Origin of the sequence: Occultella aeris (assembly GCF_902703175.1) — a bacterium.
Classification (GTDB): domain Bacteria; phylum Actinomycetota; class Actinomycetes; order Actinomycetales; family Beutenbergiaceae; genus Occultella; species Occultella aeris.
Genome location: NZ_CACRYJ010000059.1, coordinates 163,328 through 185,677 on the forward strand (window position 1 = coordinate 163,328; position 22,350 = coordinate 185,677).

Below are 22,350 nucleotides of genomic sequence, written 5' to 3' on the forward strand. Positions count from 1 at the left end.
CACCGGCGCTAAGCGACTTTCCCATGAGGAAAGTCGACGCTAGAGTTTCCTCCATGGAAAGTGACGCCGCCGCCACACGCGAAGCGCTCGATGCCGTGAGCGCGACGAGAGAGCTCAACGCGGAGCGGCTCCGGCGCCCGAAGCGGTACTGGATCATGCTGGGGCTGATGCTCTCCGTGTTCGCGCTCCTGCCGTACACGGCCGGCTGGCCCCCACTGCTGCAGATCCTCGTTCCGCCGGCACTCATCGCGCTCATCGCGGTCGCCCTCGGGCGGAAGCAGCCGACGGCGGTGCGCAAGCTCCGGATGTCCGGGCGGATGGTGCTCCAGCTCCTCGGGTTCGCGATCCTCGCGGGCGTCGCGGTCGCGATCAGCCGAGGGGTCTACCTCGAGCAGGGGTGGTGGTGGGCACCGCTGGTCGCGGCGGCACTCCTGTTCGCCTTCGTCGCCACAGCGGGGCCACGCCTGGATCGCTCCTGGGCGCGCCGAGCGAGCCACGGCGAGGAATGACGCCGTGCCGCCTGCCCTCGACCCGGTGATCCACCCGATCCAGCGACTGCGGATCTGCGCGCTGCTCGACCCGGTCACGGAGGAGGAGTTCGCCGCGCTCCGCGATCTGCTCGAGACGAGCGACTCGGCTCTCAGCAAGCAGCTCTCAGCCCTCACGGAGGCCGGCTACGCCTCCCAGCGCCGGGCTGCCCGGGGCGGGCGGAGCCGCGTCTGGGTGCAACTCACGCCGACCGGCAGGCGGGCGTTCCGCAATCACGTCGCCGCTCTGACCGCCCTGGCGAGCCACGCCGGCGACCCCGACTGAGACGTCAGGTGCGCGTGAGGACGACGACGGGAGTGTGCGGTCGCGCCGCGGCGTAGGTGCGGACGTCGCCCCAACCGCGGTAGTCGTCGAACCGGGCCAGGAGCCGGTCCCGCTCGCCCCCGGTGGCCTCCCGGCCCCGCAAGCTCACGGCGCCGTCCGCGGTGTCCACCTCGACGTCGGGCCGTGCCTGCAGGTTCAGCCACCACGCCGGGTGGCTCGGGGCCCAGCCGTTCATCGCGAGGCTGACGAGGTCCTCGCCGTCGAGGAAGTAGCAGAGCATGACGGCGCGCGGCTCACCGGTGCGGCGACCGACGGTGCGCAGTCGTAGGATGCCGGCCTTGCGTCCCGGCACGGGGCGGGCCAGGCCGAGGCGCGTGGTCCGGTACAGGAACCTGTGCCCGGCCCACGCGGACCGGATGAACCATCGTGGCGGCAGCGGAGGTGCCGGGTTCTGGATCGACATGTCATCGCCTTCTCACTGTAATTCGTACCATCTACACCGTAGGTCTACAGCGTAGACCTACGGTGTAGTGGCGTCAACGCTCCTGACCTAGACTGTCCCGCAATGACCACTCACCAGCCCCGGACCACCCCGGCCGGACTCACCCCGGAGGGCATCGTCACCGTGGCCATCGCCGTCGCGGACGCCGGCGGACTGGCAGCCGTGAGCATGCGCCGGGTCGCGCAGGAACTCGGGGTGGACCCGATGTCGCTCTACCGGCACGTCGGCACCAAGGACGGGCTCCTCGACCTGATGACCGACGCCGTGGTGAGCGACATCGAACCCGTGGCGACGCCGTCTGGCGACTGGGTCGCGGACGCGCGCGAACTGATGCTCTCCGCGCGAGGCACCATGCTCGCCCACCCGTGGACCGCCGCCGCGATCAAGGACCGGCGCGAACCCACCCCCGCGACCCTGCGCCACCTGAACGCGCTGCTCGAGATCCTGCGCACCGGTGGCCTGGATCTGGCCCTGACCCACCACGCGCTGCACGTCCTGGGCAGCCGGGTGCTGGGCTTCAGCGACGATCTGTTCGACGACGCCGCGGCAGAGCAACCGGCACCGGAGGCCGTCGCGGCGCAGCTGGCGTTCTTCACGCGGGACCTGCCGCGGCTCGCTGAGCTGGCCGTCGCGGCCACGCACGAGGGTGGTCTCGGCGGCTGCGACGACGACGAGGAGTTCGCGTTCTCGATCGACCTGATGCTCGCCGGCCTGGAGCGCCGGCGGCAGGGTCTCGCCTGAGGCCGCCTACGCGTCGGCGACCGGCTGGCGCAGTATCGTGCGCTGCTTCTGCGGCGGTGTCCGGCGGCTGTCGGTGAGGTAGATCTCGTGGTGGGTGCCGGCCATGCGCAGCCCGCTCGCGGGGATGAACTCGTGGTGCAGCTGCCGTAGCACGGCGGCCTCGTCGTCGAAGGGGCCGAGATGCAGGGTCTGCACGCACCGGCCCTCGGCGAGCGCCTCCAGCCGCACCTCCCCGAGCCGCGCCGGCGGCCCCTTCCTGCCCGCCTGCTCGACGGCGGCCGCGAACATGTCCGCGTCGATCCAGTCCGGGACCATGATCATGAGCGTCCAGTCCCACTGTGACTTGTCCCGGGCGGCCGTGAACGCGTCCATGTCACGTGCCCACCAGAGCCCTTCCAGCGGCATCACGACGTAGTCCCGGCCGAGGCCGGTCTTGCTCGCGAACTTGAGCTTGTAGGCCACCGGGTACAACGCCTCCAGTGCGCCGGCGAACTGCGGTGAGGTGTTCGGGTCCCCGTGACCGTCGATCATCAGGTACTGCAGGTCCGGCACGTCGAGGATCCGGAACTGCCCGCGCTTGGCCCGGTAGGCGTCGAGGGTCTTCTTGAAGTCGGTCTTCTCCGTCATCGGCGCACCACGGCCCAGGGGTGGGCCTGGACCTTCCTCCTCGGCTGTCCGCGATTGTAGGAGATGGCCGGCTCGCCGTGTGGCGCCAGTCCGCCGGACCGGCGCCACGCCGACGAGTCCGTGGACTACTTCCGCGTCATGGTGCTCTGGTAGCCGCCGCCCCCGGGGTAGACCCAGTCGCCGACCATCACCGAGTCGCCCGCCGTGAACGTGCCCCGGAAGTAGGCAGGGCTGCCCTTGGCGCCCGCCCAGATGGTCAGGGTGTCGCTGGTCAGGTCGTACACATAGTCGAAGGTGTTCCCCATCGAGTCGTAGAACCGGGAGGACACGTTCTCGCCGACCGGCTCCCCGAACGGGTGCAGATGTCCGATCACCTCGTAGCCGGTGACCGACTGCCCGTACTGCTCCAGTTCGACGTGCTGGATGAGGAAGTGTCCGCCGAGCATCCACTCGTAGCGGACGGTGCCCTCGGCCCCACCGGTCACAGCCCACGTGCCGACGAGCCGGTCGAGCGCGCGGACGGCCTCGCTCGGCTGTGGCGGCGCCTCCTGCTCGTACGCCTCGGTGCCCGTCACCTGGTCGTTCATGTCGGTGTTCATGATGTGTTCCTTCGCGTCCGGAGCGTCCTCGGTGGCCGCCCTCGTCCGGTACCTCGGAGCGGCGGCGCGCTTCTCGACACGTCTGCGAGAAAATCCGTGCCGCGATTTCCGACGGCGGATGTCGAGACCGCGTGTCCGGCTCCGTGGTTGCGGTGTGGGTCGCCCGACCGGGCGGCCACGATCCGAAACTGGAGGACATCATGAGCACCAACACCGCAGCGCCGGCCCGGTCCGGGCGGGACGGCAGGCCTCGGGCGGCCGTTCACGTATCGACTCACGCCCTGACCACCACGGCGGCTCTCGCCGGCCCCTTCTTCTTCGCGTCATCGGCCCTTCAGGCACTGGCGCGGGACGGCTTCGACATCCGGGTCCACCCGCTCAGCCAGCTCGCCACCGGCGATCTCGGGTGGATCCAGCTGGCCACGTTCGTCCTGACCGGCCTGGCCGCCGGAGGCCTGGCCGTCGCCCACCGGCGGTTGGTCACAACGGGGGCCGGGTCACGGATCATCCCGGTGTTCCTCGCCGTGTTCGCCGGCGCGTTCGTGGCGGCGGGTCTGTTCCCGATGGATCCCCAGAACGCCTTCCCGATCGGGGCGCCGGACGGCCCGGTGACGATGTCGTGGCACTCGATCGTGCACTCGACGGCGGCCGCGGTGTCCTTCACGGCCCTCGCCGGTGCCTGCATCGCCGCGCTCGTCCGATCCATCCGGCACCGCCGCTCCCTGGCCTCGATCGGTCACGGTCTCGTCGCGCTCACGCTGCTCCTGCCCGCGGACCCGACCTGGTGGACCGTGCAACTTGTCATCACGAGCATGATCGCGTTCACCTGGGTGAGCCTGACCGCCCTGCGCCTGCGCAAGGGCGTGTGACACGATGCCAGATCTGCCAGATCTGCCGAGCGTTCCGGGAGGACGACGATGAAGTTCCTGCTGCTGGGCTACACGCCCGCCGAGTCGTGGGACGCCGAGACCGCCGACACCCCGAGCGAGGAGGCGCTCGACGCGTTCGCCGCCTACACCTCGTTCGAGGCGGAGCTGCGCGAGTCCGGAGAGCTCCTGCACACCGAGGGTCTTGGCCATCCCGCCGTCACCACCACCGTCCGCAAGACCGACGCCGGCGTGATCGCGACCGACGGACCGTTCGCCGAGCTGAAGGAGGTCCTCGCCAGCTTCGCGGTCATCGAGTGCTCCAGTCTTGAACGTGCCCGCGACATCGCTGCCCGCATCGTCAGCGTCCTCGGCGAGCCGATCGAGATCCGGCCGATCATGGGTGACGACTTCGCCCGATGATCGACGACGCCGACCCTGCCGACCGGGGCTCCGAGCGCCCGAGCATCGAGCACGTGCTGCGCACCGAGACGCCGCACGTGCTCGGTGCGTTGGTGCGACGGTTCGGCCGTTTCGAGCTCGCCGAGGACGCCGTCCAGGAGGCGCTCCTGGTCGCGCACCGACGCTGGGCGCAGGACCGGATCCCGGACGAGCCCCGCAGCTGGCTCATCCGGGTCGGCTACCGCAGGATGATCGACCAGCTCCGCTCCGAGCAGGCCGCGCGGCGCCGGGAGGCCGATTCGGCCCGTGCCGACCCGGTGCTGGTCGACCCCACCCAGCCCGGGCCCGCCGTGGTCGAGCACGACGACAGCCTCGACCTGCTGCTGCTGTGCTGCCACCCCACCCTCAGCGAGGCCTCCCAGGTCGCCCTCACCCTCCGCGCCGTCGGCGGCCTGACGACCGCCGAGATCGCGCGTGCCTACGGCACCACCGAGACCACGATGGGCACCCGGATCAGCCGCGCGAAGCAGAGCCTACGGCGGGCCGGTGCCCGCTTCGAGATCCGCGACGGCGACGACGCTGCGGCCCGGATCACGGCCGTGATGCGGGTGCTCTACCTGATCTACAACGAGGGCTACACGGCGACGTCCGGTGAGAGCCTGACCCGCACCGATCTGAGCTCGGAGGCGATCCGGCTGGCCCGGATGCTGTGCACCCTCCTGCCCGCCGATCCCGAGGCGACCGGGCTCCTCGCGCTGATGCTCCTGACCGAGGCCCGCCGGGAGGCGCGGACCGGCCCCGAGGCCGAACTCGTCGTGCTCTCCGACCAGGACCGCTCCCGGTGGAACAACGGGCAGATCGCCGAAGGACGGGACCTGATCGAGGGCGCCTGGGCGCGGCGTCAGATCGGTCCGTACCAGTTGCAGGCTGCGATCGCGGCCGTGCACGTGCAGTCACCCAGGGCCACCGAGACCGACTGGCCCCAGATCGCCGCGCTCTACCTCTGGCTCGAGCACCTCCAACCCACCGCACCCGTGCGCCTGAGTCGAGCGGTCGCCGTCGGGCAGGCGTTCGGGCCGCGCCGCGGCCTCGCACTGCTCGACGAACTCGACCGGGAGCAAGCGCTCAGCGACGACCCGCTCGTGACCCACCGGGTCCACGCAGTACGGGCGCACCTGCTCGAACAGCTCGGCGAGGTCCAGCGCGCCCGGGCGGAGTTCCGTGCCGCAGCGAACCTGACCACGAACGACATCGAACGCCGCTACCTCCTGCGCCGCGCAGACGGAGCCGAGCCGTGACGCTCAGGTCTGGCTCCCGGCTACGCGAACGCCGTTGAGTCCGAAGTCCCAGACACCGCCGTCGATGTGCTCACGGGCGATGTCGAGCTGTCCGGTGTGGGCCGCGTTGTCGTTGAACAGATGCAGGAGCACGCCCCTGACGGTGCTCTGCCGGTAACCGCCCCAGGCGCCCTCCGGCCACCAGAGCGGCGCGGACTCGCTGGCGATGTGCTCGACGGCGGCACGCGCCTCGGCGCCGGTGGTCCGGCGCAGGTCCTCCAGCAGCGTCGCGAAGGGTACGTCCGGGTCGTTGTCCCACGCAGTGTCCTCCTGGAAGTCCATGGGATGCCCGGCGACGACGTTGTGGAGCCAGAAGCTGGTCGAGTCGCGCACGTGTCCGACCAGGCCGGCGACGCTCCAGCCGGACGGGGCCACCGGTATGCGCACCTGGGTTTCCGTGAGCCCCTGCGCGGAGCCGCGGATGTGCTCGGTGGTGTGCTGGATCCAGTCGAGCAGTTCGATGGTGACGGGGTCTGGGAGCTGTTCGTGTGTCATGACCATAGGTCGGAGCAGAGTTGAGGCTTTCGACATGCCGACCCGTGCTCCGAGCGCCGGCAGTGCCGGCGCGCGAGCCTAGTCGGGCTTCCCGTGGGTCAGGGCGGGGAAGATCCAGGTGCCGTCGAGGATTTCGGTGCGGGGTCGGTAGAGCCGCACGAGGTAGTTCCAGCCTTCGGTGATCGGGATCGCGTTGGGCACATCGGGTGGGTAGTCGCCGAACCTGACGGTCGTGGTGCCGTCGGGATTGCGTACGCCGGTGATGTCGTTCACGGTGTAGGCGCCACGCTCGTTCGGTTCGAAGTAGCCCTTCGCGTTGTACACCGAGATCGACCAGAACCCGTCCACCGGGACATCCGCCACGGTGAGTTCGTAGTTGCCGACCGGAAGGCGGGGTTCGACGCCGATGTAGGAGGCTTCGCTGCTCGGAAGGCCGCCCCAACCGGCTGCGCTACCGATCAGGTGCCGCACCGGGTCGACCTCGCCCTTGGCGCCGAACATCCGGTCGAACCCGGTGAGCTTGCGGGCCAACGACAGCAGCGCGTCGCGGGTCTCGTCGAACGATGTCGGGTCGTAGTCCGGGTACTCGAAGGTGGTCGCGGCGCTGTTGGTCAGGGTGATCTGATCCTGGATCGCCGCGACCGCCACGAGGTCGGCTGGGTCGGCCGGGTCCACGAGCGTCCGCACCGCAACCACGACATACGGCGTGCCGAACCGCTCTGCCGTGATCTCGTACTCACCCGGGTCGTGGAAGATCGCGTCGACGTAGTGGTCCTCGTTCACGACCATGGCGGAGAGATACCGGCCTCCGGCCTCGGGCAGGGTGAGCGACGCTCCGGCTGCGGCGTCGACGACGGCGAAACTGTAGAGCGTGTCACGGTTGAGCCGGATCACGGTCTGGTGGTCGATCGCCGCCGGCACCCGGTTGTGCACGAATCGGCCGATCCCACCCGCGCTCTCCTGCAGGTCATGGAACATGCGGTCCGTCTCGGCACGGGCGAAGTTGTCGGAGTTCACACGTATCGTCACGCGCTGATGGTGGCACGCGAGCAGCGGTGGCGCCAGAGCCGGGCGGGCTCCGACGTTCGGCTCAGAACCGACGGTCGCACGATCCGGGGGTGACCTGAGCAACGACTGACCGGCGGTGCTGGCACACTTCTCGCGTGAGCAACTCCCCCGGCGAGGCGGCCGCACCGGAGCCCCTGAGCCGGCGCAACGTCTGGGGCTTCGGCCTTGGCACCCTCGGGCGGGACATGGTCGCCGCGATGGTGACGCTGTTCCTGCTCGTCTACCTCACCGAGGTCGTCGAAGTCTCGAACCAGACCTTGGGCGCCATCACCGTGGTGCTCGTGCTGATGCGCCTGTTCGACGCCGTCAACGACCCGGTGATGGGGTTCGTCGTCGACAACACGCGGTCCCGGTGGGGCAAGTTCAAGCCGTGGATCGGCGTCGGGGCGCTGGCCTGGGCGGCGGCAACCGTGCTGATGTTCTCCGACTGGGGCGTCGACGGTGCCGCATTCGTCATCGTGTTCGTGGGCGTCTACCTCGTCTGGGAGGTCGCCTACACCGTCAACGACATCTCCTACTACGGCATGTTGCCGTCCCTGTCCCGGGACCAGGGCGAACGTGAGCGGATCGGCGTCGTGGCCCGGGTCTGCGCGAACATCGGCCTGTTCGCCCTCGTGGTGGCGCTGGTGCCGGTGACCGACGCCCTCGAAGATGCGCTCGGCTCGGCGCAGCGCGCCTGGTTCACCCTCGCCGTGGTCCTGGTCGTCATCATGCTCGCGTTCCAGGCGATCACGCTCCTCGTGACCCGCCAGCGGGTCGCCGTCGAGACGGCCGCCCCCACCCCGCTGCGCGACCTGCTCGGGGTGATCGTCCGCAACGACCAGCTCCTCTGGGTCACGCTGGCGATGGTGATCTTCATGACCGGGTACACGGTCACCACGAGCCTGGGGCTGTATTACTTCACCTACATCTTCGGCGACGCGGGGATGTACTCGGTGTTCGCGGCGATCCTCGGCGTCACGCAGATCGTCGGGCTCCTCGTCTTCCCGCTGGTCTCGGCGCGACTGTCGCGGCGCCGGGTACATCTGTTGGCCACCGCGCTCTGCGTTTCGGGCTATGCCGTGTTCCTGCTCGCGGACTCCACGATGGCGGGGATCGGCATCGCCGGGGTGCTGCTGTTCGGTGGGCAGGCGTTCATCCAGCTGCTCATGATGATGTTCATCGCGGATTCCGTGGAGTACGGGCAGTGGAAGCTGGGACGGCGCAACGAGTCGGTCACATTCTCCCTGCAGCCGTTCATCTACAAGGCCTCCAGCGCACTCGGGGCCGGTGCCGTGGGGCTCACCCTCATCCTCTCCGGGGTGAACGAGGCCGACACGCCGGCCGACGTCACCGCGGGCGGCACGGCCCTGTTCAAGATCGCGATGATGGGCCTGCCGATGCTGCTCGTGACCGTCAGCTGGCTGGTGCTCTCCCGCCGCTACCGCCTCGACGAGGCGACCTACGCCGGGATCGTGACCGACCTCTCGGACCGTGAGGAGGCGCTGGTTTCCGACGCCGGCATCGACCCGTCCACCGGGCCCATCGCAGCCGCCGGAGGCACCGATGACGCACGTTGAGGCGCGCACCCGGCTGAAGGAGATCTACGGCCACCCGGTCGGGCGGGACGCCATCGACAAGGTGCTGCTGCAGCTGGGCCGCTCGAGCCGGTGGGTCCGCAACCCGGTCGTGGCGAACCTGCGCCTCGACACCGTCGCGCGGCTCGCCCGGCCCGTCCTGGGCGAGGCGTTCGCGCAGTCGCTCGTCACGGTGCTGGCCGACCACGGACCGGACGACGACCCCACACCCGACCCTGCGCCGTCGGGTCATGGAGCCGCGCAGCCGCCCTGGTGGCGCCGCGCGGTGTTCTACCAGGTCTACCCGCGCTCGTTCGCGGACTCCGACGGCGACGGCATCGGTGATCTGCGCGGCGTCACCTCCCGCCTCGATCACCTCGCCGACCTCGGCGTCGACTGCGTGTGGCTGTCCCCGATCTTCGACTCCCCGAACGAGGACATGGGCTACGACGTGCGCGACTACCGGGCGATCATGGCCGAGATGGGCACCCTGGCCGACCTCGACGCGCTCATCGCCGGCGCCCACGAGCGCGGGATGCGGATCATCCTGGACCTCGTCGTCAATCACACCTCGGCGGAGCACCCATGGTTCCGGGCTGCCATCGCGGACCCGGACGGACCCTACGGCGACTACTACCACCTGCGCCCCGGCGCCCCGGGCGAGGACGGCAGCGGGCCACCCCCGAACAACTGGGCCTCGTTCTTCGGGGGCAGCGCCTGGCGCTGGATCCCGCAGGCGCAGCGCTGGGCACTGCACCTGTTCGCGCCCGGGCAGATGGACCTCAACTGGGACAACCCGCGCGTGCGGGCAGAGGTCGCCGAGATCGTGCGCTGGTGGCGCGCACGTGGCGTCGACGGGTTCCGGCTCGACGTCATCAACTACATCTCCAAGCGCGGCGGCCTGCCCGACGGCAACGAGGCCATCGGAGCCCTGATGGGCTTCCCCGGAATCGAGCACTACTTCTTCGGGCCACGGCTGCACTCCTACCTGCGTGAGCTGCGCACGGCAGGTTTCACCCGGTCCCCCGGCGAGCCGGCGCCGCCCTCGACGGTCCGCACCCGTCGCCCGGACGGCACTCTCGGCGACCCCGCTCCCCCGGACCCGGTCGCAATCATGGTCGGCGAGACACCCGGCGTCGGCGTGGAGATGTCCCGGCTGCTCAGCGGGAGCCGCCGCGGCGAACTCGACCTGGTGTTCAACTTCGACGTGCTCGAGGGCCCCGGGAAGGTCCGCTGGGACGACTACCGGTACGACCTCAGCTACCTCAAGCGGTTCTATCTGGGCTATCTGGCCCGGGTGGGACCGGACGACGCCCTCGCGCTGTTCTTCGACAACCACGACAACCCCCGGATGCTCTCCAAGGTCCTCGGCGCACGCGCCGGCGACCCGGTCCTGCGAACCGCGCTGGCCAAGGCGCTGGCGACGATCCAACTGACGCTGCCCGGCACCCCGTTCCTGTTCCAGGGCCAGGAGATCGCCGCAGTCGACCAGGACTTCACCTCGGTGGCCGACCTGCGCGACGTCGAGTCCCTGAACCGGTTCGCCGAATTGCGTGCGGAAGGCTCGACCGAGGCCGACGCGCTGGCCCGGATACTGCCCGGGGCGCGCGATCACGCCAGGGTGCCGATGCGCTGGGAACCGGGTCCGAGCACGGGGTTCAGCACCGGCACCCCCTGGCAGGCCGGCCGGGAGGACTCGACCGGCTTCACGGTCGCCGAACAGGCCGCGGACCCGGGCTCGGTGCTGAACTTCCACCGGGACCTGATCGGGCTACGACGCGCCGAGCCGGCGCTCACGGACGGCGGGTTCCGCGCCCTGGCCTCCCGCTCCCGCACGTACTTCGGGTGGCTGCGGACGGCACCCGGCAGCGGATCGGACTGGCTCATCGAGGTCAATCTCACCGACCGCACCATCAGGCGCCCGCGCGCCCTGCCGCGTGCGCAGGTGGTGCTGGGCTCCACGGGGATGGAGCGGAGTGCGACGATGGCGCCCTACGAGTGCGTCATCTCGCGGGTGTCACCCGGGCCGTGAGGCAGCCTCAAGCCTGCTGGTTGCCGGAGATGTTGAACAGCCACCTGATGCCGAACCCGTCCACGCACATCCCGAACGCGTCACCCCACGGCGCCACTGCGAGCGGCTCCGTGACCGTCCCGCTCCCGGAGATCTTGTCCCAGTAGTCACGCAGGGTCGCGTCGTCCTCGGGTCCGCCGGACAGGGAGACCGAGATGTTGCTGTTCGTGCCGGGGAACTCGAGCGAACTCGGGGTGTCCGCGGCCATCAGCAGGATGCCGCCCTCCCCCTCGAGCTGACCGTGCATGATCTTCTCGGCGTCGGCCGGATCCTCGGCCGCGCCGAACTCGGCGAACGTGTTCGTCGTCAGTTCACCGCCGAACACCGAGTGGTAGAACTCCAGCGCCGCACGGGCGTTGTCGGAGAAGTTGAGGTACGGGTTCAGCCGGGCCATGGCACACCTCTTCCTGCGGTTCCGATCAGAGGAGGCACATGTTCCTCGTCCCGAGCCGGTTCCACAACCGGAACCGGGCGCCCGCTCCACTGACCCGAAACGCGGGTCACACCCGCAACCATCGACACTTCGCGCCAGCGGAGCCGCGCGCATGCTCCACTGACCCGAAACGCGAGTCACACCCGCGCCTATCAACACTTCGCGTCAGCGGAACTGAGCGGGCGTCCGCTCCACTGACCCGAACTGAGGGTGACGGGCGCACCCATCGACACCTTGCGTCAGCGGAACCGAGCAGAGGTGGGCGCGACGGCGTGCAGGCGGACCCATCGGGCACCGGGCACTCACGCGTGGGTCGCGGCCGCCCACTGCTCGAGCTTCGCGGCCGCCGCACCCGAGTCCACGGCACCGGCGGCGACGTCGAGCTTGTCGCCCAGCCGCTCCACGATCGGCGTCGAGATCCGGGCGGAGTCACCCGCGAGCTCGAAGGACACGAGGCCGGCTGCCGCATTGAGAAGCACGATGTCGCGAAGCGGACCAGCGTCGCCCGCGAGCACCCCCCGGATCACGGCGGCGTTCTCGTCGGGCTCGCCGCCCAGCAGGTCCTCGATGCGCGCCCGCGGGATACCGAGGTCGCGCGGGTCGAGGTCATGTTCGGTCACAGCGCCGCGTGAGACCTCCCAGATGTGGCTGTGCCCGGTCGTCGTCAGCTTGTCGATGCCGTCGTCGCCGCGGTAGACGAGCGCCGTCGCACCGCGGGTGCGGAACACGCCGACCAGCAGCGGCACGCGCGGCAGCGACGAGACCCCGACCGCGGACGCCTCCGGGCGGGCGGGGTTGCAGAGCGGGCCGAGGATGTTGAAGAGCGTCGAGATGCCGAGCTCGGCGCGCACCGGGCCCGCATGACGGAAGCCTGGGTGGAACAGGCCCGCGAACGCGAAACTGATGCCGACCTCGTTGAGTACCTCGGCCACGCGCTCGGGGGCGATGGTGATGTCGACGCCAAGGCTCGTCAGCACGTCCGAGGCACCCGACCTCGAGGACGCGCCGCGGTTGCCGTGCTTGATCACAGGCACCCCGGTTGCGGCGCAGATGATCGACGCGACCGAGGAGATGTTGAACACCGCGCCGTACGGGTCGCCGCCGGTGCCGACGATGTCGAGCGCCATCGGATCGACCTCGAGCGGGAGGGCCGCCTCCAGCGCCGCATCCCGGAAGCCGACGATCTCGTCGACCGACTCCCCCTTGATCCGCAGCGCGGTCAGCAACGCCGCGATCTGCGTGGGCGCGGCCTGACCCGTCACCACCTCACGCATCGCCCAGGTGGCCTCGCCCACCGAGAGGTCGGAGCCCTCGACGAGGGTCTCGAGCAGGTAGGGCCACGTGGGGGTCTCGGGCATTGCCGGATCCTATCGAACGGTCCCGCGGCCGGGCCGGGACGCCGTCATGGTGTGCCCTCGTGGACCTCCTCGCTCAGGAGCACCTCGACCCCCACCCGAAGCCGGATGTTCCCTCGCCGGGCGCGTCCAGCAGCACTCCGTACGATTCTGTTCAGGATTGAGGCCGGACGCCCACCCGCAACCGCAAAGGAGCACCGATGTCCAGGACGATCCTCGACATGTCCATCTCCCTCGACGGATTCATCGCCGGACCGCATGAGACGGTCGACCACGGCCTCGGGGACGGCGGCCAGCGCCTCCACGACTGGGGGATGCCTCGGGACGCCACCGGCGCCTACCTGGAGGGCGGACTCGGCGACGTCGACGCCGAGATGATGGCCGCCTACGAGTCGGTGGGCGCATCGGTCTGCGGCCGCGGCACCGTCGACCCGGCCGGCGGCTGGGGCGGCGAGGCCTACGGCGGACCTCCGGTGTTCATCTATGCGCGCCGACCGCCGGCGCCCGGCGAGCTGCGCTGGCCGAAGTTCACCTACATCCAGACCATCGAGGAGGCGATCGGTGCGGCGAAGGAGGCCGCCGGCGACGCCGACGTGGTCGTCCAGGGAGCCGGGACCGGCCAGGCCGCCCTCACGGCCGGGCTCCTGGACGAGATCCAGCTGCACGTGGTCCCGCTGCTCCTGCGCGACGGCCGCCGGCTCTTCGACCTGCCCGGGGGCGCACCGATCGACCTGGACCTCGTCCAGGTACGGCAGGGCGTCGCACTGCACCTGCGCTACGCGGTCGGCCGTTCGCACTGAACACGAGGCTTGCGGGTCGCCGGCTACCTGCCAGGGCTGACGAACCGGTGACCGTCGACGGCGACCGACCCGCCAGGGACGGGCGCCCGGTGGACGATCGGGCCGCCGTCGACCCATCCTTGGCGTTCGTAGAACCGACGGGCGGCCACGTTCCCCGTCGCGACCACCAGCCAGGCCCGCTGGTGGCCCGCCGCCATCACGGCTTCCGCTGCTGCCTTGAGCAGCGCCGCCCCGATGCCGCCGCCGCGCGCAGCGCGGTCCAGGTACAGCTGATCCACCTGGTCGCCGTCGATCATGGCGAATCCGAGGACCTCCTCGCCCCGCGCCGCGACGATCGTGTCGGCAACCTGTTCGCGCGCACGTTCCGCGAACGAGGCCGCGGTCCGGGCCGCGACCAGCGCGGCGGGGACATGACCGAGGTGGGCGTCGGCCCACCCCTGGCGCCAGATGCGGGTGATGTCTCCTACATCGGCGGGCACCGCCGGCCGCATGTCGACATCCAGCGGCCCGCGTGATCGCTCGCTTCCCGGCTCACCCTGTCGTGGCGCCGTCATCGTCTGGCCTCTCCGCCATCTCCTACCGTGACGGGAAGATTATCAACCGAGGAAGACAGCGATGTCTCGGGTCCGTCTCAAAGCGTCGGGAATCCGTCCCGCCAGGACGGGTATCGAGGCCGCCAGCCGGCTGCCCGCGCCCTGGCGTTGGAGACGGCCCGGCGCCGCGGCGTGCCGTCGGGCAGCCCGGCGACCCTCGGCACCGGCGCACCGAGCCCGGCCGCGTACACCGGGAGCCACACGGTTCCGGCTGCCGGCTCGTCGTCGACGATGTTGTACGTCCCGTCGGGCCAGCTGAGCGCCTGCACGGTGGCCGAGACCACGTCGTCGATATGGACGAACGGCGTGATCGCAGGCGTGGCCGGCAGCTGCCCGGCGACCACCGTGCCGCCGATCCGACCGCCGGGCGCGTACCAGGTGCCGTCGCCGTAGAACATCCCATAGCGCAGGACCGTGGCGCGGGGTAGCCGGTGGACCACGGCTTCGAGGATCCCGACGGCGGAGCCCGGCTCGAGGGGGTCGTCCTCCGTTGCCGTGGTGTCGCCCGGGGCGTACGCGAAGATCATGCGGTCGACTCCGGCGTTCTCGGCGGCGGCCACGAGGTTCGCCGTCCCGTCCCGGCGCAGACGGGCGTTGGCGGCGGTGTCGTACTCGCCCAGGTCGGTCAGCTGGTGCATGACGAGTTCCGGTTCGGCTGCCGCCACGGCCTCCGCCAGACGCGGGGCGTCGAAGACGTCGACGACGACGCCCCGCGCACCGCGGTCACGCACGAGGTCGAGACCCTCCGCGCGTCGGGTCGTTGCGGTGACGTCATGACCCGCAGCCTGCAGGGCCGGTATCAGTCTGCTTCCGACGACGCCGGTGCCGCCGGCGAGGAAGATGCGCACTGGGAGCCCTTCAATGAGGTCTGGTGGTAAGTCGGACGCTCTGCCGCTCGATGGAGTAGAGGTCCGGCTGTTCCCGTGCGAACGCGTCGCCGAGCGCGTCGAACCCGTACGCCAGGCAGTACGCTGCCTCGTCCTCCGTGACCGGCACGAGCTGCAGCCAGGTGACGTGGACGTCGGCGTCGCTGTAGGACTCGAACGAGTTCCAGAGGAACGGCGGCACCGACATCAGGTGCGGGGTGCTCGCCTGGGGGTAGCAGTTGCCGATCGCGCTCCGGTACACGGTCCCAGGCCGCACTTCGTTCGGTTCGCCGATCTGGAACGCACACGCGGCCACGGCGTCGCCGATGAGCGTCCATCGTGAATCGATGCCGGCGACGAACTCGACACCGATCGGTCGTCCATCGCGCGTCCGGTACCCGGACGGGAAGAAACTCGCGGCGACGGTCGCCCAGGAGGTCACCCCTGGCTGTGGGCAGTCGGGTACCTCGACCATGCCGACCTTCTTGGCGCCGTCCCCGGTCGCACGCGTCATGGGCGTGGGCACCCCGGTCACGCCCAGCCCGGCAGCGACTCGTGACACTACCTCGTAGGAATCAATCATCTCGTCCCGGGATCACTTCCGCTGATGTGCAGTTCTCCTACGTCTGAACAGTGGGCCCAGAGGGACTCGAACCCCCGACATCCGCGGTGTAAACGCGACGCTCTAACCAACTGAGCTATAGGCCCTGGCGGGTACCAAGACTAGCAAGCGCACCCGGCTGCGCCGGTCACGGCTGCGGCCAGGCGCCCCGGGCGATCAGCACGTCCCGGAGCACGTCGATGCGGTCGGCGACGATGCCGTCCACACCGAGGTCGAACAGAGCGTTCATCGTGTCCGCGTCGTCGATGGTCCACACGTGCACCTGGAGACCGTACCGGTGCGCGGTCGCCACGAACGGCCCGGTCACCAGCGCCCGGCCCCGGAACGTCGTCGGCACCTGCAGGCACACCACGCCGTTGCGAGCGGCCAGCGACCGGGCGGCGCCCACGCCCCACCGCAGGGACGCCGTCTCCAGCGGCGAGCCGGAGGTGGCAGCCTCCGGGTGCGCGCGCCGGACGCGCTGCAGCCGGCGGTGGTCGAACGCGGCGATCAGGACCCGGTCGAACGCGCGCTGCGCCTCGATCACGGCGAGCGCGGGCGCGACCACGTCGTCCGACTTCACGTCGATGTTGAACCGGGTGCCGCCGAACTCCTCGAGCAGCTCCGCGAGCGTCGGGATGGACTCGCCACCGGCGAGAGTGGCCGCCCGCAGGTCGGCGGCCGTCAGCGCATGCACGTCGACGGCGGAACCCACCACCCGGGACAGGTCGGGGTCGTGGAAGACGAAAGGGACGCCGTCGGCGCTTGCGCGTACGTCGGTCTCGACGTACGTGAAGCCCAGGTCGACGGCGTTTCGCACCGCGCGCAGGGAGTTCTCGATCCCCTCGTTCAGCGCGTATCCCGCGCCGCCCCGGTGCGCCAACGCCAGCGGCCCGGGGTGCAGGTACGCCCCACCCGCACCGGCGGCGACCTGTCGCTGCCGCCGGGTGCTCACACGACCAGGGCGTCGAGGGCGCGCAGATAGCCGTCCAGCGGCCTCGCCTGCCCGCGGGGGTTCAGCACCGACCAGCGCACCACGCCGTCCGCGTCGAGCAGCAGGCTGCCGCGCAGGGCGAGGCCGGACTCGGAGTCGAACACGCCGTAGGAGCGGGCGACCTGCCCGTGCGGCCAGAAGTCGCTGAGCAGGTCGAAGCCGAGCTGCTCCTGCTCACCCCAGACCCGCAGGGCGAACTTCGAGTCGCAGCTGATGCCGAGCAGGCGCACCCCGGCGCGCTCGAACGCACCCAGGTTGTCCCGGAGCTCGCAGAACTCGCCCGTGCAGATCCCGGAGAACGCGAACGGGAAGAACACCAGCGCCACGGGCGTGCCGCGTAGCGCGGAGAGCGTCACCGGGGTGCCGTGGGTGTCCTCGGCGGTGAAGTCCGGCGCGGGTTCCCCCGGCGCCGGCAGCACGCTCACTTGCCGCGACCGCGTGCGGTCAGGCGGATCCCGGACCAGTGCTGCGCCGCCGAGATGGCGCTGGTGGCGTGCAGGCCCGCGGTGCTGGCGGCCTCCTCGAAATCGGCGGGCCGCACGTGCCCGTCGCGACCGGACTTCGGCGTGAACACCCAGATCAGGCCACCGTCTTCGAGCATCTCCTGGGCGTCGACCATGACGTCGGTGAGGTCCTGGACGTCGCCGTCGTCCTCGCGCCACCACAGGATGGCCGCGTCGGTCACGTCGTCGTAGTACTCGTCCACCAGTTCCTGCCCGGCGGCCTTCTCGAGTTCTGCCCGGAGTTCCTCGTCGACGTCGTCGTCGTAGCCGAACTCCTGGATGACCTGCCCACTGCCCACCCCGAACCGCGATGTGGGCTGGTCGCCGGACGGACTGGCCACGGAACCCGCGGTCGCTTCCACGTCTGTTACTCCTTGCTATCGACTGCTGGTCTGTCCCGCCGCTGCGGGGTTGATGTCCTACCCCACCGCACAGTAGGTCTCGGCGCAAGGCCGGGCGGTGACCCGATCCTATGGCGGGATCACTGTCGGTCGCGTCACATCTGTTGGTTCAGACTCCACTTAGCCAAGTGCGGCCCATAGGATCGTCAGTACCGCACCACACGTGCCCGCGCCTGAGACCGGGCAGATGTAACTGTGGCGCCGACCCAGGCGCCGGAGAGAAGAGAGTCGTGACGTCACGCAACGAGGCCGGACCGCTGATCAACGGCCTACTCAGCCAGGTCCCCGACATCGACCCCGAGGAGACCGACGAGTGGTTGGAGTCCCTCGACGGACTCATCGACGAGCGCGGTGGCCCGCGGGCGCGCTACGTGCTGCTGAACATGCTCAAGCGGGCGCGGGAGCGGGACGTGACCGTCCCGTCCTCGATCACCACCCCGTACGTGAACACGATCGGCGTGCACGACGAGCCCTACTTCCCCGGTGACGAGGCCGTCGAGCGCCGTTACCGCTCCTACCTGCGGTGGAACTCCGCGGTGATGGTGACGCGGGCGCAGCGGCCGGGCATCGCCGTCGGCGGTCACATCTCCTCCTACGCCTCCGTGGCCACCCTGTACGAGGTCGGCCTGAACCACTTCTTCCGCGGCAAGGACCACCCCGGCGGCGGCGACCAGATCTACTTCCAGGGCCACGCGGCCCCCGGCATGTACGCCCGCGCGTTCCTCGAGGGGCGCCTGTCCGAGCACCAGCTCGACGGGTTCCGCCAGGAGCTCTCGCACGACGGTGGCGGCCTCTCCTCCTACCCGCACCCGCGGAACATGCCCGACTTCTGGGAGTTCCCGACCGTCTCGATGGGCCTCGGCCCGGCGTCGGCGATCTACCAGGCGTGGGTCAACCGGTTCATGCAGTACCGCGGCATCAAGGACACCTCGCAGCAGCACGTCTGGGCGTTCCTCGGCGACGGCGAGATGGACGAGCCGGAGTCCCGCGGCATGTTGCAGCTCGCCGCGCAGCAGAACCTGGACAACCTCACCTTCGTCATCAACTGCAACCTGCAGCGCCTCGACGGCCCGGTGCGCGGCAACGGCAAGATCATCCAGGAGCTCGAGGGCTTCTTCCGGGGCGCCGGCTGGAACGTCATCAAGACCATCTGGGGCCGGGAGTGGGACCCGCTGCTGGAGGCGGACAAGGACCGCGCTCTGGTGAACCTGATGAACAACACCCCCGACGGCGACTACCAGACCTACCGCGCCGAGAACGGCGCGTTCATCCGGGAGCACTTCTTCGGGCGCGACCCGCGCACCAAGGCCCTGGTGTCCAAGATGACGGACGACGACATCTGGGCGCTCAAGCGTGGCGGTCACGACTACCGCAAGCTCTACGCGGCCTACAACGCGGCGGTGAACCACACCGGTCAACCGACCGTCATCCTGGCGCACACCATCAAGGGCTACGGCCTGGGCTCCTCGTTCGCGGCGCGCAACGCCACGCACCAGATGAAGAAGCTCAAGGAGAACGACCTCAAGCTCCTGCGCGACTCGCTGCGGATCCCGATCACGGACGCCCAGATCGAGGAAGACCCCTACCTGCCGCCGTACTACCACCCGGGCGCGGACGCTCCGGAGATCGAGTACATGATCGACCGGCGCCGTCAGCTCGGCGGGTTCCTGCCCGAGCGGCGCAGCAAGTACACCGCGGTGACGCTGCCCGCGGACAAGTCCTACGAGAGGCTCGCGAAGGGCTCCGGGCAGCAGGAGGTCGCCACCACGATGGCGCTCGTCCAGCTGTTCAAGGACCTGCTGCGGGACAAGGACTTCGGCAAGCGGATCGTGCCGATCATCCCCGATGAGGCCCGCACGTTCGGCCTCGACGCGATCTTCCCCTCGCTGAAGATCTTCAACACCAACGGTCAGCACTACCTGTCCGTCGACCGCGACCTGCTCCTGTCCTACAAGGAGTCCGAGGCCGGCGGCCTGCTGCACACCGGGATCAACGAGGCCGGTTCGGCGTCCGCGTTCCAGTCCGTGGGGACGTCCTACGCCACCCACGGCGAGGTGCTGGTGCCGTTCTACTTCTACTACTCGATGTTCGGGTTCCAGCGCACCGGCGACCAGTTCTGGGCCGCCGGGGACCAGCTCACCCGTGGCTTCCTGATCGCCGCCACCGCCGGCCGGACCACGCTGACCGGTGAGGGCCTGCAGCACGCGGACGGGCACTCCCCGATCCTCGCCTCGACGAACACCGCGGTGGTCTCCTACGACCCGGCCTACGGGTACGAGATCCGGCACATCGTCAAGGACGGTCTGCAGCGGATGTACGGCGAGGGCGATCACCGCGACCCGAACGTCATGTACTACCTCACGGTGTACAACGAGCCGATGATCCAGCCGGCCGAGCCGGAGGACGTGGACGTCGAGGGCATCCTGCGCGGGATCCACAAGATCGCCACGGCCGACGGCGAGGGCCCCCGGGCCCAGTTGCTCGCCTCCGGGGTCTCGGTGCCGTGGGCGCTGGAGGCCAAGGAGATCCTCGCGAACGAGTGGGGCGTGCAGGCGGACGTCTGGTCGGTGACCAGCTGGACCGAACTGCGCCGCGACGGTCTCGCCGCGGACCGGCAGGCGTTCATCGACCCGACCGGGGAGCAGCGCGAGCCCTACGTGACCGCGAAACTGAAGGACGCCGGGGGCCCGTACATCGCCTCGACGGACTACGACTTCCAGCTCCCGGACCAGATCCGGGCTTGGGTGCCGGGCGACTACTGGACGCTCGGTGCGGACGGCTTCGGCTTCTCCGACACCCGGCCCGCGGTGCGTCGTCACTTCCTGATCGACACGCACTCGATCGTGGCCCGGGCCTTGCAGGCCCTGGCCAAGCGCGGCGAGATCGACGCCTCCGCGCCGGCCCAGGCCGTGGAGCGCTACCGGCTCCTGGATGTCAACGCCGGCACCACCGGCACCGCCGGGGGCGACTCCTGATCGCCTGACCGTCCGTCCGAACGCCGATTCCTGCCGCACGACGGCGGGGGTCGGCGTTCGTCGTCGGCGGCACGTCGGTCTACGGTGCTCCGCCGAACGGGGGCAGCAGGCTCGGTGCGGCAGGATGGTCGCATGGACCTCCTCGACACCGAGCGCCGAGTGGTGGATGCGGCCGTGGCCCTGGCCGGGCGGCTCGGCGCCGATCCGAACCACACCGTCGCGGCCGCCGTGATGGACACCAAGGGGCGAATCCACACCGGTGTGAACGTCTATCACTTCACCGGTGGCCCGTGCGCCGAACTGGTCGCGCTCGGGGTGGCGGCCGCGGCGGACGCCGGGCCGCTGCTGACCATCGCCGCGGCGGGTGACGGCGGTCGGGGCGTGATCGAGCCGTGCGGTCGCTGCCGGCAGGTCCTCGTCGAGCTGCACCCGGACATCCTGGTGGCTGTGCCCGGCGCAGACGGGCCGCCGTTACGCACCCTCCACGCGCTGTTGCCGGAGACCTACAACCATCGGGACGCCCGCCCCGCCCGCCTGGTGCGCTTCAACAAGCGCTACTACGACGACGTGGTGACCGGCCGCAAGACCGTCACCGTCCGACACGACGACCCGATCGCCGTCGGGCCGGCGCTCCTCGTCTTCGAGGACGACCCGCCACGGACATTGCCGGGCGAGGTGCACTCGGTAGCGTCCTACCGACTCGATCTCATCCGGCCGGAGCAGGCCGGGCTCGACTCCCCCGAGGCGCTGGAGCGCCTGCGGGACGGGCTCCGTGGGCACTACCCCGACCTGACGCCGACCGCGACGGTCGAGGTGGTCCGGTTCGGCGTCCGGGCCGGCTGAGTTCGAAGCCGCCGACGGCGGCCGCTCAGGAGGTCTTCGGACGCGCCTCGGCCGCGGCGACGAACGGTTCGAGCTCGGCGACCACGCCCGCCGTGCCCGGCCGGTCGGCCCCGTACTCGGCGAGGGCGCGCAGGTGCTGGCGGGCCTCGGCCGGCCGGCCGGCGTCCAGCGCGGCCCCGATCACCTGGCGGCCGGCCTCGGCGTCCTGATCGGCCGGGGACCAGTGGCCCACGCCGAGGCCGAGCGCGTCCGCGGGCATGTGCGCCGCCCGGAGCATGCTGATCCCGGACGCGAGCGCCTTCCCACTGGGGTCACGCTCGCAGGCGGCACCGAGGCGGCGCATCGCCCCCTCCTTGTCATCGAGCAGGGACAGCCGGGCGAGTTCGATGAGCGGATACCAGGCGCGCGGCCGGCCGGCCAACTCCTCGGCGAGGGCCCAGTGTGCGGTGTCCGCCGAGGAGGCTTCGATCGGCCCGGTGTCCGCGCTGAGGGGGTCCGGCTGCTCAACTTCGCTGGCCCGGAGCCGCACGAGTTCAGCCAGTTCGTTGAACGCGACGACGTCGTTGGGATCCGCGGCGAGCTGCTCACGCAGGCGGTCCTCCTGGCCGGCGTCGGCAGGCAGTGGCGCGTGGCTGGGACGCCGCGCCCCCGGCGTCGGAGCCGGAGCCGGCCGGGCGAAGAGCTCCCTGAGTCGCGTGAGGAATGACATACCGCGAGGATATCGTCCGGGCGCTCCACTGACCCGGCGAGACGCTACGACGGCCCGGATGCCCACCCGGGCTGAACGATCCGGCGGGACGCCGGCGGCGGAACGCAGCACCAGCATCGATCGGGAGGAACCTGCCATGACCCAGCAGAACGCGACCCCACCGACCCACCCACCCATCGACGCGGGCAGACTCTGGGCCG

The 22,350-nt window shown here is 70.4% G+C and carries 25 protein-coding genes and 1 tRNA gene; 11 read left to right on the plus strand and 15 right to left on the minus strand.

Features of this window, described 5'->3' with window-relative positions; genetic code table 11:
- Positions 1 to 53 precede the first annotated feature (53 nt).
- Positions 54 to 509: a hypothetical protein gene (locus HALOF300_RS20840; protein WP_156742810.1), complete on the plus strand. Its 456-nt coding sequence runs from the start codon at positions 54 to 56 to the stop codon at positions 507 to 509.
- A 4-nt stretch (positions 510 to 513) separates the two neighbouring features.
- On the plus strand, positions 514 to 813 hold the full coding sequence (locus HALOF300_RS20845; protein ID WP_156742811.1) for a transcriptional regulator: 300 nt from the start codon (positions 514 to 516) through the stop codon (positions 811 to 813).
- A 4-nt stretch (positions 814 to 817) separates the two neighbouring features.
- Here the strand turns inward: HALOF300_RS20845 and HALOF300_RS20850 are convergent, their stop codons facing one another.
- Complete coding sequence (locus HALOF300_RS20850; RefSeq protein WP_156742812.1) at positions 818 to 1,276, minus strand: nitroreductase/quinone reductase family protein; 459 nt, start codon at positions 1,274 to 1,276, stop codon at positions 818 to 820.
- A gap of 102 nt (positions 1,277 to 1,378) precedes the next feature.
- Here HALOF300_RS20850 and HALOF300_RS20855 point away from each other — a divergent pair, with 102 nt between their 5' ends.
- Positions 1,379 to 2,056 (plus strand): TetR/AcrR family transcriptional regulator, encoded by a 678-nt coding sequence (locus HALOF300_RS20855; protein WP_156742813.1) that lies wholly within the window; start codon positions 1,379 to 1,381, stop codon positions 2,054 to 2,056.
- 6 nt (positions 2,057 to 2,062) lie between these two features.
- On the opposite strand, the gene HALOF300_RS20860 is transcribed toward HALOF300_RS20855, so the two are convergent.
- Both HALOF300_RS20860 and HALOF300_RS20865 read right to left on the minus strand, forming a co-directional pair.
- Positions 2,063 to 2,683: a GyrI-like domain-containing protein gene (locus HALOF300_RS20860; protein WP_156742814.1), complete on the minus strand. Its 621-nt coding sequence runs from the start codon at positions 2,681 to 2,683 to the stop codon at positions 2,063 to 2,065.
- 125 nt (positions 2,684 to 2,808) lie between these two features.
- Positions 2,809 to 3,282: a hypothetical protein gene (locus HALOF300_RS20865; protein WP_197522721.1), complete on the minus strand. Its 474-nt coding sequence runs from the start codon at positions 3,280 to 3,282 to the stop codon at positions 2,809 to 2,811.
- A gap of 200 nt (positions 3,283 to 3,482) precedes the next feature.
- Between HALOF300_RS20865 and HALOF300_RS20870 the strand changes: the two genes are divergently transcribed.
- From HALOF300_RS20870 to HALOF300_RS20880, 3 genes are read left to right on the plus strand one after another with little or no spacing between them, the layout of a single operon-like run.
- A complete protein-coding gene (locus tag HALOF300_RS20870) occupies positions 3,483 to 4,151 on the plus strand; it encodes a DUF998 domain-containing protein (protein ID WP_156742815.1) in 669 nt (222 codons plus the stop codon).
- Positions 4,152 to 4,199: 48 nt separating this feature from the next.
- The gene (locus HALOF300_RS20875) at positions 4,200 to 4,571 is read left to right on the plus strand and encodes a YciI family protein (protein WP_156742816.1); all 372 of its coding nucleotides are present in this window, start codon (positions 4,200 to 4,202) and stop codon (positions 4,569 to 4,571) included.
- On the plus strand, positions 4,568 to 5,848 hold the full coding sequence (locus tag HALOF300_RS20880) for an RNA polymerase sigma factor (RefSeq protein WP_156742817.1): 1,281 nt from the start codon (positions 4,568 to 4,570) through the stop codon (positions 5,846 to 5,848). Before HALOF300_RS20875 ends, HALOF300_RS20880 begins: the two co-directional genes overlap by 4 nt.
- Positions 5,849 to 5,851: 3 nt before the next feature.
- Here HALOF300_RS20880 and HALOF300_RS20885 read toward each other — a convergent pair whose 3' ends face one another.
- Both HALOF300_RS20885 and HALOF300_RS20890 read right to left on the minus strand, forming a co-directional pair.
- Entirely contained in the window at positions 5,852 to 6,382 is a 531-nt protein-coding gene (locus tag HALOF300_RS20885; RefSeq protein ID WP_197522722.1) for a DinB family protein, read from the minus strand.
- Between the two features lie 78 nt (positions 6,383 to 6,460).
- On the minus strand, positions 6,461 to 7,411 hold the full coding sequence (locus HALOF300_RS20890; RefSeq protein ID WP_231955659.1) for a DUF1214 domain-containing protein: 951 nt from the start codon (positions 7,409 to 7,411) through the stop codon (positions 6,461 to 6,463).
- Between the two features lie 134 nt (positions 7,412 to 7,545).
- Here HALOF300_RS20890 and HALOF300_RS20895 point away from each other — a divergent pair, with 134 nt between their 5' ends.
- The gene (locus HALOF300_RS20895) at positions 7,546 to 9,009 is read left to right on the plus strand and encodes a glycoside-pentoside-hexuronide (GPH):cation symporter (protein ID WP_197522723.1); all 1,464 of its coding nucleotides are present in this window, start codon (positions 7,546 to 7,548) and stop codon (positions 9,007 to 9,009) included.
- Positions 8,996 to 11,038, plus strand: coding sequence for a glycoside hydrolase family 13 protein (locus HALOF300_RS20900; protein ID WP_156742819.1), 2,043 nt, complete (start codon positions 8,996 to 8,998; stop codon positions 11,036 to 11,038). Before HALOF300_RS20895 ends, HALOF300_RS20900 begins: the two co-directional genes overlap by 14 nt.
- Before the next feature lie 7 nt (positions 11,039 to 11,045).
- Here the strand turns inward: HALOF300_RS20900 and HALOF300_RS20905 are convergent, their stop codons facing one another.
- Together HALOF300_RS20905 and trpD are read right to left on the minus strand one after the other, a co-directional pair.
- The gene (locus tag HALOF300_RS20905; protein ID WP_156742820.1) at positions 11,046 to 11,471 is read right to left on the minus strand and encodes a VOC family protein; all 426 of its coding nucleotides are present in this window, start codon (positions 11,469 to 11,471) and stop codon (positions 11,046 to 11,048) included.
- A gap of 341 nt (positions 11,472 to 11,812) precedes the next feature.
- Positions 11,813 to 12,868 (minus strand): anthranilate phosphoribosyltransferase, encoded by a 1,056-nt coding sequence (gene trpD, locus HALOF300_RS20910; protein WP_156742821.1) that lies wholly within the window; start codon positions 12,866 to 12,868, stop codon positions 11,813 to 11,815.
- A gap of 197 nt (positions 12,869 to 13,065) precedes the next feature.
- Between trpD and HALOF300_RS20915 the strand changes: the two genes are divergently transcribed.
- On the plus strand, positions 13,066 to 13,665 hold the full coding sequence (locus tag HALOF300_RS20915) for a dihydrofolate reductase family protein (protein ID WP_156742822.1): 600 nt from the start codon (positions 13,066 to 13,068) through the stop codon (positions 13,663 to 13,665).
- 23 nt (positions 13,666 to 13,688) lie between these two features.
- Here the strand turns inward: HALOF300_RS20915 and HALOF300_RS20920 are convergent, their stop codons facing one another.
- From HALOF300_RS20920 to HALOF300_RS20950, 7 genes are all read right to left on the minus strand, one after another.
- Positions 13,689 to 14,219, minus strand: a complete 531-nt coding sequence (locus tag HALOF300_RS20920) for a GNAT family N-acetyltransferase (RefSeq protein ID WP_156742823.1) — start codon at positions 14,217 to 14,219, stop codon at positions 13,689 to 13,691.
- 77 nt (positions 14,220 to 14,296) lie between these two features.
- Complete coding sequence (locus HALOF300_RS20925; protein WP_156742824.1) at positions 14,297 to 15,106, minus strand: NAD-dependent epimerase/dehydratase family protein; 810 nt, start codon at positions 15,104 to 15,106, stop codon at positions 14,297 to 14,299.
- Positions 15,107 to 15,116: 10 nt separating this feature from the next.
- Positions 15,117 to 15,638: a suppressor of fused domain protein gene (locus tag HALOF300_RS20930; protein ID WP_197522724.1), complete on the minus strand. Its 522-nt coding sequence runs from the start codon at positions 15,636 to 15,638 to the stop codon at positions 15,117 to 15,119.
- Positions 15,639 to 15,758: 120 nt separating this feature from the next.
- Positions 15,759 to 15,832 (minus strand) — tRNA-Val (locus HALOF300_RS20935).
- Positions 15,833 to 15,873: 41 nt separating this feature from the next.
- Entirely contained in the window at positions 15,874 to 16,680 is an 807-nt protein-coding gene (locus HALOF300_RS20940; RefSeq protein WP_197522725.1) for a glycerophosphodiester phosphodiesterase family protein, read from the minus strand.
- Entirely contained in the window at positions 16,677 to 17,144 is a 468-nt protein-coding gene (locus HALOF300_RS20945) for a peroxiredoxin (protein ID WP_408636986.1), read from the minus strand. The genes HALOF300_RS20940 and HALOF300_RS20945 overlap by 4 nt, the downstream gene beginning before the upstream one ends.
- On the minus strand, positions 17,141 to 17,584 hold the full coding sequence (locus tag HALOF300_RS20950; RefSeq protein ID WP_231955660.1) for a DUF3052 domain-containing protein: 444 nt from the start codon (positions 17,582 to 17,584) through the stop codon (positions 17,141 to 17,143). Before HALOF300_RS20950 ends, HALOF300_RS20945 begins: the two co-directional genes overlap by 4 nt.
- Before the next feature lie 269 nt (positions 17,585 to 17,853).
- Between HALOF300_RS20950 and aceE the strand changes: the two genes are divergently transcribed.
- Together aceE and HALOF300_RS20960 are read left to right on the plus strand one after the other, a co-directional pair.
- Positions 17,854 to 20,598, plus strand: coding sequence for a pyruvate dehydrogenase (acetyl-transferring), homodimeric type (aceE, locus tag HALOF300_RS20955; protein WP_156742826.1), 2,745 nt, complete (start codon positions 17,854 to 17,856; stop codon positions 20,596 to 20,598).
- A gap of 132 nt (positions 20,599 to 20,730) precedes the next feature.
- Positions 20,731 to 21,441 (plus strand): ASCH domain-containing protein, encoded by a 711-nt coding sequence (locus HALOF300_RS20960; protein WP_156742827.1) that lies wholly within the window; start codon positions 20,731 to 20,733, stop codon positions 21,439 to 21,441.
- 25 nt (positions 21,442 to 21,466) lie between these two features.
- Here HALOF300_RS20960 and HALOF300_RS20965 read toward each other — a convergent pair whose 3' ends face one another.
- Positions 21,467 to 22,150 carry a hypothetical protein gene (locus tag HALOF300_RS20965; protein ID WP_156742828.1) on the minus strand — a complete coding sequence of 228 codons (684 nt, stop codon included), beginning with the start codon at positions 22,148 to 22,150 and terminating at the stop codon, positions 21,467 to 21,469.
- Positions 22,151 to 22,350: the final 200 nt, after the last annotated feature.